General features: G+C 65.8%; 7 protein-coding genes. 1 reads left to right on the top strand and 6 read right to left on the bottom strand.

Annotation, left to right across the window (positions count from 1 at the left end):
- Positions 1 to 7 precede the first annotated feature (7 nt).
- From fucP to PDM29_RS16045, 3 genes are all read right to left on the bottom strand, one after another.
- Positions 8 to 1318 (bottom strand): L-fucose:H+ symporter permease, encoded by a 1311-nt coding sequence (gene fucP / locus PDM29_RS16055; protein WP_311191063.1) that lies wholly within the window; start codon positions 1316 to 1318, stop codon positions 8 to 10.
- A 44-nt stretch (positions 1319 to 1362) separates the two neighbouring features.
- Positions 1363 to 2460, bottom strand: a complete 1098-nt coding sequence (locus PDM29_RS16050; protein ID WP_311191062.1) for a LacI family DNA-binding transcriptional regulator — start codon at positions 2458 to 2460, stop codon at positions 1363 to 1365.
- Positions 2461 to 2522: 62 nt separating this feature from the next.
- Entirely contained in the window at positions 2523 to 4985 is a 2463-nt protein-coding gene (locus PDM29_RS16045; protein ID WP_425508680.1) for a GH92 family glycosyl hydrolase, read from the bottom strand.
- A 356-nt stretch (positions 4986 to 5341) separates the two neighbouring features.
- On the opposite strand from PDM29_RS16045, the gene PDM29_RS16040 reads away from it, so the two are divergent.
- Complete coding sequence (locus tag PDM29_RS16040) at positions 5342 to 8425, top strand: TonB-dependent receptor (protein ID WP_311191061.1); 3084 nt, start codon at positions 5342 to 5344, stop codon at positions 8423 to 8425.
- Between the two features lie 382 nt (positions 8426 to 8807).
- Here the strand turns inward: PDM29_RS16040 and PDM29_RS16035 are convergent, their stop codons facing one another.
- The 3 genes from PDM29_RS16035 to PDM29_RS16025 are packed head-to-tail and all read right to left on the bottom strand — an operon-like array spanning position 8808 to position 11606.
- Positions 8808 to 9530, bottom strand: a complete 723-nt coding sequence (locus PDM29_RS16035; protein WP_311191060.1) for a copper homeostasis protein CutC — start codon at positions 9528 to 9530, stop codon at positions 8808 to 8810.
- 2 nt (positions 9531 to 9532) lie between these two features.
- A complete protein-coding gene (locus PDM29_RS16030; protein WP_311191059.1) occupies positions 9533 to 10531 on the bottom strand; it encodes a glycosylasparaginase in 999 nt (332 codons plus the stop codon).
- A 55-nt stretch (positions 10532 to 10586) separates the two neighbouring features.
- Entirely contained in the window at positions 10587 to 11606 is a 1020-nt protein-coding gene (locus PDM29_RS16025) for a glucokinase (protein ID WP_311191058.1), read from the bottom strand.
- Between the last annotated feature and the right edge of the window lie 72 nt (positions 11607 to 11678).

Below are 11678 nucleotides of genomic sequence, written 5' to 3'. Positions count from 1 at the left end.
GACGCGCTCAGCCCCCCTGGCTGAAACCAGCACGCGGGCGCGAGCCCCACATGCCATAGAACAGGATGTAGCCGTAGCACAGCAACGGCAGGATGAAGGACAGATGCAGGCCGATGCGGTCGGCCAGCAGGCCCTGCAGGAACGGCACGATCGCGCCGCCGACAATGGCCATGATCAACAGGCTCGAAGCCTTGTTGGTCAACGGACCGAGGCGTTCAATGCTGAGCGCGAAGATGGTCGGGAACATGATCGAGTTGAACAGACCGATGGCGACCACCGAGTACACCGCGACATGGCCTTCGGTGCTCATGGTCAGCGCCAGCAGCGCTACGTTGGCGGTGGCGAAGATCGTCAGCAGCATGCGCGGTGAGAACATGAACATGATCGCCGAGCCGGCGAAGCGACCGAACATGGCCATGGTCCAGTACAGGGCGACAAAGCCGGTGGCCTGTTGTTCGCTGAAGCCACCGATGTTCGGCATCGACAGGTAATTGACCAGGAAGCTGCCGATCGACACTTCCGCGCCCACGTAGAAGAAGATACCCAGCACGCCGAACAGCACATGGCGATGGCGCAGCGCATCCATCAGGGTGTGCTTGACCGGGTCGGCCTGCTCGGTGGTTTCATTCAACGCCGGCAGGCGGAACAGATAGACGAACACCGCCAGCAGCGCCAGCGCGATCGCCAGACCCACGTAAGGGCCCTGCACCGACTGGGCTTCCTGGGTGCGGTAGGCCAGCTGTTCGGCGGCGCTCAGCGCGGCCAGCTCATCGGCGCTCTTCACGGTGTTGCCCAGAATCAGCAGGCCGCCGAAGATCGGCGCGATCGCGGTGCCCAGCGAGTTCAGCGCCTGGGCCAGGGTCAGGCGGCTGGACGCGGTCTTTTCCGGCCCCAGCAGCGCCACATACGGATTGGCCGCCACCTGCAGCACGGTGATGCCGGTGGCCAGCACGAACAGCGCGCCGAGGAACGCTTCATACACGCGCAGTTCGGCGGCCGGCCAGAAGCCGAGCGCGCCGACGGCCGCGATGGCCAGACCGGCCACGATGCCCTTCTTGTAGCCCAGGTGCGCCACCAGCCGACCCGCCGGCAGCGACATCAGGAAGTACGCACCGAAGAAGGTGAACTGCACCAGCATCGCGCGCGCGTAGTTCAGTTCGAACACCGCCTTCAGATGCGGAATCAGAATGTCGTTGAGGCAGGTCAGGAAGCCCCACATGAAGAAGATCGTGGTGGCCACGGCCAGCGCGACGCGCGTGTTGACCACGGGCGCGGACGAAGACGAAGTGGGCAGTCGGGGCGTTGGAGAGATGGGCATGCGGGACGCGTCTCAGGGTACGGGCAGATGAAAGGGATGCGATGTCAGGCGGCGGTGCCGCTGCTGTCGCGGATGCGAAGCTGCACCGGAGCCACGGTGCGCTGTGGCGGTGCGGTGGGGTTGTCGAGCCGGTGCAGCAGCAGCTCGGCGGCCTGCCGGCCCCGCTCGCGCGGATTCACGGTCAGGGTGGTCAACGGCGGCAGGGCCACCGCTGCTTCGGAAATGTCATCGAAGCCGGTCACCGCGAACTCGGTGCCGGGGCGTACGCCACGTGAAGCAAGGCCCAGCATCAGGCCAAGGGCCACGGTGTCGTTGTAGCAGACCGCCGCGGTCGGCTGCGCGCCCTCGGCGAACAGTTCGCCGGTGCGTGCGGCCGCTTCCAGCCGGTTGGGCGCGGATTCGATCATCCACTGCGGCGGTACCTGCAGCCCGGCCTCGCCCAGCGCCTGCTTGTAGCCGGCACGGCGCTGATGGCAGGAGCTGGAGTCGGCATGGCCACCGAAGAAGGCAATCCGGCGATGCCCCCGTTCAATCAGGTGCTTCGTGGCCAGGTAGGCCCCCTGCTGGTTGTCCAGGGTCAGGAAGTCCCAGTCCCCGCCTTTCAGCTCGCGGTTGAACAGCAGCACGTTGGCATTGAAGCCCAGCGCCTGACGCAGCTCGGTGGCGTCGGTGCCCTCGGCCGGCGACAGGATCAACCCGGCCGGGGTGTGTTCCATCAGCGTGGATACCACCGCCTGCTGGCGCTGCGGCGACTCGCCGGTGCTGCCCAGCAGAGTCACGTAGCCCTTCGCGCCGAGCGCCTCGTCCACGCCGGAAGCGAATTCGGCGAAGAACGGGTTGGACAGGTCGTTGATCACCAGCGCCACGCTGCTGGAGGTGCGACGGCGCAGATTCGCTGCGCTGCGGTTGTAGACGTAGCGCTGCTTGCGCAGCTCGGCCTCAACCCGCGCACGGGTGTCCACGTTGACCAGCGGGCTGCCACGCAGCACCAGCGACACGGTCGCGCGCGAGACCCCGATGGCCTCGGCAATGTCGGTCACGGTCACCGCACGCCCGCTTGCGCGAGACGTGGGTGCAGCGGCCCCCTTCGAAGACGATGCCTTCGTGGCGGCCCCTCTGGCAGTAGAACGTTCCTTTTTCATCGTGGCATCGGGCGGGTCAAGGGAGATGCAAGCCTAAACGATCGCATCGGCCTACGCCGCGCTCATTCCAGGGACGCCCCCGGGGTCGCGCAGTACGACACCGGCAGCGCCCCGGTCGAGGTGCCCCACCCGCTTTCCGGGGCCTGCGTGCCCAACGCATAGCGGATGGTGCCGCCCTGCTGCAGGCGGTTCCAGTCCAGCCAGACCTTGTCCTGGTCCTGGCCGTCGACCTTCACCGACTGGATGTACTGCAGGGTGCGGCCTTCGGCCCCCGGGGCCTGCAGCTTCAGCGTACGGCCGGTGCCCAGGTCCACTTCCACATTGGCGAAGCGCGGGGTGTGCAGCAGGAACTCACCGGTGCCCGGCACGGCCGGGTACAGGCCCAGCGCACTGAACAGGTACCACGCCGACATGGTGCCCAGGTCGTCGTTGCCGGTGACGCCATTGGGCGCGTTGGTGAACAGCTGCTGCGCAGCGCGTACCACCGTGGCGGTCTTCCACGGCTGGCCGATCAGGGTGTACATCCACGGCGCGTGCAGGTCGGGTTCGTTGTTCGGGTTGTAGCGGTACTGGTTGTAGTAGCTGTACGGCCCCACCACCCATTCCTTGCGCGCAGCCTGCAGCGGCGACTGCAGCAGCGCGTCGTAGGCGAAGAAGGCGTCCAGGCGCTTGCCGGCCTGCTCGCGGCCGTGCATGGCCTGGACCAGGCCCGGCATGTCCTGCTGGGCCAGCCACTGGTACTGCCAGGCGGTACCTTCATGGAAGCCGTGGTGCGAACGCGGGCTGTAGTGACCGTCGGCCGGCACGTACCACTTGCCGTCGTCCATGCGCGGACGCGGGAAGCCGCTCATGCCGGTCTCTTCATCGCGCACCGAGGCATCCCATACCTTGTTCCAGTTGCGGCCGCGCTCGCGCAGCACGCCGGCATCGGCACTGTGGCCCAGGCCGTCGGCCATCTGTGCCAGCGCGCAGTCGGCCAGGGCGTACTCCAGCGTGGCCGAACCGCCGTGGTGCGGGTCGACGTCCATGCCCTTGGAGGGGAATGCACGGTCGTAGGCGACGAAGCCGTTCTGCACATAGCCCGGGTTGCCGGAGCGGCCGGCATGGCGGGAGTTCATCGGCGGCAGCTCGAACGCGTTGCGGCGCAGCGCGGTGTAGGCCTCGGCTTCACGCCCCTTGAGTGCGCCGAAGCGCCACAGGTCGGCCATGAACGGGGTGACCGGGTCGCCGGTCATGATGTTGGTTTCAAAGTTCGCGTAGCCCCAGCGCGGCAGCCAGCCGCCCTGTTCGTTGATCGCCAGCAGGGTGCGGCCGATGTCGCGGGTGACCTCCGGACGGGTCAACGCCAGCCACTGGTTCTGCGCGCGGTAGGTGTCCCACAGCGAGAAGTACTCGTAGTAGGTCCAGCCGTCGGCGCGGTGGATCTGGTCATCGTAGCCGCGGTAGCGGCCGTCGGCATCGCTGCCGGTCAGCGGCTGCAGCAGCGCGTGGTACAGCGCGGTGTACAGCACGGTGCGGTCGTCGGCGTGCTTGCTGTCCACGCGCACGGTGTTCAGTTCCTTGCGCCACTGCTGCTGGGCCAGGCTGCGCATGCGCTCGAAGCCGATCAGCTTGCCGTTCTGCATGCCGTCTTCGCGCAGGTTGGTACGCGCGCCTTCCGCGTCTACGTGCGAGATGGCGCTGACGGCGGTGACCGCACGGCCCTTGGAGGTATCGAAACTCAGCCAAGCACCGCTCGGCTTCTGCTCACCTTCCATGCCATGGCGCGCACCGGGCAGACCGCCGGCCTCACCCCAGGTGCCGAACGCCTTGAACGGGCGGTCGAACTCGATCCGGAACCAGGTGGTGTACTGGTGGCCGCCGCAGAAGCTCTTGGTGACCAGCTTGCCTTCCACCACACGGTCGCCGACCACGTCGATGACGCTGCCGATCACCGAATGGCGTTCATTGGCCTGGCCGACGTTGACCAGCACGTGGCCTTCGGCCTGGTCGGCCGGGAAGGTGTAACGCTCGGCGGCGGCGCGGGTGCGCGCGGTGGCCTCGGCGTCGATGCCGCCGTAGCTGGTCAGGCGCACCTTGTAATAGCCGGCCTGCCCTACTTCGCCTTCATGGGTGTAGCTGGAGGCATACGCCTTGTGGTCGAAGCTCTTGGCGTTGTCGGTATCGAAATCGCCGCCCGGGCCGATGCTGCCGGTCACCGGCAGCACCGAGACCTGGCCGCCCTGCTCCCAGCAGCCGGCCCCGGACAGGAACGAGTGGCCGAAACCGCGGATCTTCGGGTCGTCATAGCGCCAGCCGGCGTAGTGCTCACCGATCGGGCTGACCTGGATCAGGCCGAACGGGGCCGAGGCACCCGGGAAGGTGTTGCCGTCGTCCTTGCTGCCAATGAAGGTGTTGACCTCACGCTCCAGCGCGGCCGGGGCGGCCTGCAGCATCGGGGTGAAGCCCAGCACGGTCAGACAGGCCAACCCCAGCAGCGGGCGGCGCAGGGCAGGAAGGGGGCGAAGGGACGGCAATCGGCGCATGCAGTGGGTTCCTGTGGGTCGATGGGCGTGCAAATCCCCGTTGGCGGGAATTTAGATCGATTTAAGTGGCGGAGTAAACCACGCCGGTTTGGATCGATGCATTCTGCGCCGCAACATGAACGACCGTCTCCCTGTTCAGTTATTGCGGAGCAGCATGCGCTTTTGTTTCAGCCATGTTTAAAATTCCCCGGTCGGCAGTTTAGATCGATCCAACTCTAAACCGTCATACAGCGGCCGTGGCGCGCTGGGGGGAGCAGCCCGGATACCCCAGAGAAATCGGCACACAAGATTAGATCGATTCAATCACATCCGTGTACCAGCACCCCAGTTCGATCCAGGAGAGGGAGAGAGTGGAAATGAAACAGATGTCCCGTAAGCACGGTCGCCATGCCCTGTCGGCAGCGATCACCTTCGCCCTGACCGCCGCCTTTGCGCCGGCCGTCCTCGCCCAGCAGGCCGCCCCCGCCGCTGCCCCGGCCCAGAGCGCCGACGCCACCACCCTGGACAGCGTCCAGGTTACCGGCTACCGCTACGCCATCGAGCAGAGCCTGCAGCAGAAGCGCGACGCCAACGCCGTGGTCGAAGTGATCACCGCCGAGGACGTGGGCAAGTTCCCCGACAAGAACGTCGCCGATTCGCTGCAGCGCGTGCCGGGCGTGGTCATCACCCGTGACGGCGGCGAAGGCAAGAGCGTCAGCGTGCGCGGCCTCGACCCGGACCTGACCCTGACCCAGTTGAACGGCAACTACATCGCCACCTCGGAGACCAACGACGAGGCCAGCCGTTCCTTCAACTACACCCTGCTGCCGTCGAACATGCTGTCCAGCGCCGAGCTGTTCAAGTCGCCGGAAGCGCGCATCGACGAAGGTGGCATCGGCGGCACGGTGATTCTGCACACCCGTCGCCCGCTGGAGATGGAATCCAACTCCGGCTACGTAACCCTGGAAGGCACTTCCTCGGACACCCACAAAGACGTGGATCCGCAGGCGTCGGCGCTGTACTCCTGGCACAGCCAGGACGAGCGCTTCGGCGTGCTGGTCGGCGTGACCCAGCAGAAGCGCACCAGCCGGACCATGGAGGTCACCTCCGAGAACTACCAGTGGTACGGCATGGATACCATCGCGCGTGACGTGCATGGCCGCGACATCACCCAGGGCGGTGTCAACTACTGGTGGGGCAACTCCGGCTTCAACGACCAGAACGGTGGCAGCTACACCGACTTCTTCATGCCCACCTCGGTGAACTTCGCGGTGAAGGAAGAAGAGCGTGAGCGCAAGGGTGGCCAGTTCACCTTCCAGTTCAAGCCGATCGACAACCTCACCATGACGGCGAACTACTTCCGTTTCGAACTGGACGGAAACTACGAGCAGCACATGCTGAAGGTGCCGGAATGGAACATGGCGCGCTACAACCAGGACGGCAACTGGGCTGGCGGTCGCCTGCTCAATGGGCTGACCATGGACCCCAGCGGCACCATCGTCACGGGCGCGCAGTTCGAGAAGCAGGCCGGCAAGACCTATTACTGCAGTGAAGACCAGGCCGCTGCCGCCGGCATGGCCCCGGGTGGCTGGGGTCCGGACGACTGCACCGTGCCGACCCCGCAGCTGACCGGTGGTTACAGCCGCGAAAAGGCGCTGTCGCAGACTGCCGACCTGAGCATCGACTGGGACATCAGCCCGCTGTGGAAGGCGTCGTTCACCGGCGGCCGTACCTGGTCGGAAGGTGGCCCGTCGATGAACTTCCGCATGTCGGCCAAGCCGCGTCGCCGCGTCGATGGCGTGTGGGAAGCCGGCAACCGCTACACCGCGTGGGACCTGACCGGCACGCCGTCGGTGACGTTCTCGCCGGACCTGCAGCAGCAGCTGATGAACGGCATTGCCGAAGTGGACACCGGCTCGACCGATTCGTCCTGGATGCAGACCGAAGTGGAGCAGAACTACTTCCAGGCTGACTTCACCAAGCTGTTCGAAACCGGCTGGCTGGATTCGATCCAGTTCGGCGCGAAATACCGTGACGGCAAGGTCCACCGCAACACCGGCAACACCTACTGGGTGTGCCCGGGCACCGACCCGGCCGACTATGACAACAACCGCTACCAGGCGGGCTGTGACAGCACGGCAGGCATCGCCCAGCCGGGCTTCTTCCTGTCCAACCCGATCAGCGGCATCCGCGGTGGCTTCGATGCGAACGTGTTCCCGGGCATCAACTACCCGGCGTACATCAACTATCTGAACCAGACCTACGGCGGTTCGCACAACCGGGTCGAAGAAGACTTCGTCTACAACGTCAACGAGAAGATCTACTCGGGCTACTTCCAGGTCAACTTCCGTACCGAGCGTCTGCGCGGTAACGTGGGTGTGCGCATGGTGCGTACCGAGCAGTTCGCGCAGTCGAGCGATTCGATCGAACGCTTCAACGACTACTTCCTGGACAACGCTTCGGGCGCGCCGATGTCGTGCGACGACCCGGCTGCGGCCGCGTTCCCGACCTACGGCTGTGAAAGCGGCTTCGTGCGTCTGCCGGACAACCTGGCACGCGAGAAGACTTTCGAGCTGATCGGTTCGGACAAGACCTACACCGACTTCCTGCCGAGCTTCAACATCGCGTGGGACATCACGGACAACCTGGTGCTGCGTGGTGCGGCCTCGAAGGTGATCGCACGTCCGAGCTACACCAGCATCGCGGCCCCGGGCGCACTGAGCTACTACAGCGCCGAGTACGTGAACGACCGCCGCGTGGCCGGTGGTGCACCGGAGGAAGGCTGGGCGGGCCATGGCAGCAACAAGAACCTGGAACCGTTCGAAGCCAACCAGTACGACATCGGCCTGGAGTGGTACTTCAAGCCGGGGGCGGTGGCGGGTATTGGCCTGTTCCGCAAGGAAGTGAACAACTTCACGGTGCCGGTGGTGCGTGACCTGCAGATGGAAGTGGGCGGCCAGACGGTGACGGTGCAGGACTACGAAACCGAGGCAAACGGCCGTGACGGCGTGTCGCAGGGCGTGGAACTGTACGGCCAGTACACCTTCGACTTCGGTCTGGGCGTGCAGGCGAATTACACCTACAACGACACCAACCTGGCCTCGATCGTGCTGGACGGCCAGGACCTGGGTGCCTCGCCGCTGGTCGGCAGCGCGAAGAACCAGGCGAACGTGACGGTGTTCTACGAGAACGAGAAGTTCCTGGCCCGTGCCTCGTACAACCGCCGTGGCGAAATCGTGGGTGGCCTGACTGCCGGCATGACCGAGTACAGCGAACCGTACGACCAGCTGGATCTGAACGTGGCGTACAACTTCACCGACTCGCTGACCTTCACCGCCTCGGTGCTGAACGCCACCAAGTCGGAGCAGCGCATCCACCTGGGCAACGACACGGATGCCCGCCTGATCTCCAACCTGTACACCGGCCGCCAGCTGTACTTCGGCGCGACCTACAAGTTCTGAGTTCCACCCCCGCCGCACGTCACGGCGGGGGATGTTCCTCCACGGCAGCCGCGCTGGTACAGGTGGCTGCCGTTTTTTTGTCTGTTGGATTTGTGCGAACAACCGTCGGCTGACGGCATCCGTGGTTTGGCGGCTCGGGACGGGCGTTCCGGGGGACGCTGCAAGTACATCCTTGTAAGCTCAGTCGCCGCATCCATGCGGCTCATGCCCCCTCCAGCCCATCCCGACCCGCCATCGACAGATGGTCGGTGGCCATCGAAAATCAAGAGCACGTAGCCCCGGTGGGATCGGTCGACAGACGATCGCCGTGAAATCCCCAACATCCGGTAACGCATGACCCCGAATCGACACCGCCGTTAATCCGGCCATGCCAATGCGGAGGTCAGGCCAATGCCGCGCGCAAGGCGGCGACTTCATCGGCATCTGTGGCGACCCAGTCGGGCGACAAGCCAACCAATGCCGGATTCTGGAATCGCACGTCGGAACGCCGCGTACCCTTGGCCGAGGCGTGCAATTCATTGCAACCGGTCGCCTTCGCCACCGCCGCGATGTTGCCGGGCGTGATCCCCGCACCGGCCATGACGCTGATACGTCCCGCTGCCCGATTCACCAACGCTGCCAGCACACCCGCACCGGCCTCCGCGCTGGCGTGGCCTCCGGAACTCAGCACCCGCTGGCAGCCGAGCGAGATTACGTCCTCCAACGCAGCCGACAGATCCCGCGCCGCATCGAACGCACGATGGAAGGTGACCTGCATCGGCCCTGCGGCCTGCACCAGTTCACGGCACAACGGAACGTCCACGTTGCCTTCCGCATCCATTGCGCCAATCACCACACCGTCGCAGCCCAGCGCCCTGCACTGCTGGATGTCACGCAACATCAACTCGCGCTCCAGCGCGTCGTAATGGAAATCACCCGGGCGCGGCCGGATCAAGACGAACAACGGAATCTGCAGCTGCTCGCGCGCCAGCGCGATGCTGCCGAACGACGGCGTGGTGCCGCCCTCGGCCAGGTTGTCGAACAGCTCGATGCGATCCGCTCCACCCCGCTGCGCGGCCAGCGCTGAAGCCACGGAGTTGGAGGCGATTTCCAGCACGTAACCCATGCTCAGGTCTGCTCCGTGGTGTAGACCGAGGCCGCATCACGAAGGTCGTCCTGGCGCTCGGCATCGCACACCGCGTACACGAATCCCCGGTGCAGGGCGTACGCCCCCACTTCACCATTCCTGCCCAGTGCCAGGAAGCACACCTGCAGCGTCTTGCTGGCTTCCGGTCGTTTACGCACTACGCGTGCAATCGCCTCGCGACAGGCCTGCGCCGGGGTGCGGCCCTGGCGCATCAGCTCCACCATCAGGAACGAGGCTGCGTTGCGGATCATCTCTTCGCCAACGCCCGAGGCGGTGGCTGCGCCTACTTCGTTGTCCACGTACAACCCCGCGCCAATGATCGGGCTGTCGCCTACGCGGCCGTGCAGCTTCCACGCCATGCCACTGGTGGTGCACGCACCGGCCAGTTGACCCTGCGCGTCCACAGCCAGCATGCCCAACGTGTCGTGATTGCTGCTGTCACCCGGTCGACTGCGGCGCTCGGCATTGATTTCCGGCGTGTACTGCGCGGTCTTCAACCACTCGCGCCAGGCCTTTTCCGCTTCCGGCGTGAGCAGCTTCCCGCGTTTGAAGCCCTGCTGCATGGCGAACTGCTGTGCACCCTCGCCCACCAGCATCACATGCGGGGTCTGCTCCATCACCTTGCGGGCAACCGATACCGGGTGCGCGATGTCCACCAGCGCCGCCACCGAACCGCAGCTGCCGTCGCCGTTCATGATGCTGGCGTCCAGACTCAGCACGCCGTCGCGGTCCGGATTGCCGCAACGCCCCACGGTGGGATTGCACAGCTCGCTCTCGGCCCAGCGCGCACCGGCTTCCACTGCGTCCAGCGCGCTGCCGCCGTTGCCCAGCACCTTCCACGCCGCCTGGTTGGCCCCAACGCCGAAATCCCAGGTCGATACGACGCGGGCCCTGCCATTGGCCTTGGCCTGCACGCGCGGAAACGCGGCCACGCCAGCGGCCAACGCACCGGCCTGAAGAAATGTTCTGCGATCAGTCACGCGCTGCCTCTCCCGTTGCCATGCGCCGACCCCGGGAGGGCCGGGTCTTTTTTTGTCAGGCCGCTGCGCGGCGATGTTCGTCGTACCACACGGCCGCGCCGAGCACGCCCAGTTCGCCGTGCTCCACCCGCCATACCGGCACCTGCTCCAGCACCGGACGCATTACGCCCTTGGCCAGGAAGCGGTCGCGGAATCGGCCGTCGTGCAGGAAGCGGGCCACGTGCGCAGAAATGCCGCCGGCCAGATACACCGAGCGCGCGCCGAAGCTCACCGCGAGATCGCCGGCCAGGCTGCCCAGCCAGCCGCAGAACACTTCCAGCGTTTCCACCGCCAGCGCGTCTTCGCCACCCAGCGCCGCGCTGATCAGCGCTTCCGGGCTGGTCCACTGCACGCGCACGCCGCGCAGCGCGCACAGTGCCGGGTACAGATTCATGAGACCGGTGCCGGACAGCACGCGTTCGTTGTCCACGTGCTCCCATCGCTGCAGCAGTTGTTGCAGCATCTGCAGTTCCAGTGCATTGCCAGCACCGAGCGCGGCGTGCCCGGCCTCGCTGGCCAGCACCGCGCGTGAGCCTGCTTCGAAACGCAGCGCCGCGCCAAGGCCGGTGCCTGCGCCCAGCACCAACGCCGGCCACGCGTTGGCCTGCGGCGCGTCCGGGGTGAGCGACACACGCGCTTGCGCATCGACGAACGGAATCGCGTAGGCCACCGCTTCGAAATCGTTGATCAGTTCCAGTGTGGACAACTGCGCGTCGCGGCGGGTGGCCTGCATCGATACCGACCATGGCAGATTGGTGTTGACCAGATCGTCGCCTTTCAGGACACCGGCAATGGCGACCACGGCGGCGTTCGGAGCCTGTGGCAGGCTGGCACGGAAGTCGGCCAGGATCGCGGCCAGGCTGGCGTGTTCGGCGCAGGCGTAGCGGCGCAGCGCGCTGATGCGTGGAGGTGCGCCGGCGACCACGTCGGCCAGTGCCACGCGTGCATAGGTGCCGCCGACGTCGGCCACAATCAGGGTTTCAGCAGGAGCAGAGCGACGCAGCGCCGGATTGGGAAACGGGGTTGCAGCGCTCACGCACGGGCCTTGGTAAGAAAATGATGCATTGAAGGGATTTTCGTTGATCGATGGTCGCTTGCAAACCAATAC

This window comes from Stenotrophomonas oahuensis (assembly GCF_031834595.1).
GTDB classification, from domain to species: Bacteria; Pseudomonadota; Gammaproteobacteria; order Xanthomonadales; family Xanthomonadaceae; genus Stenotrophomonas; species Stenotrophomonas oahuensis.
Note: the sequence above shows the minus strand (reverse complement) of the source record. Positions and strands in the feature narration are given on the sequence as shown.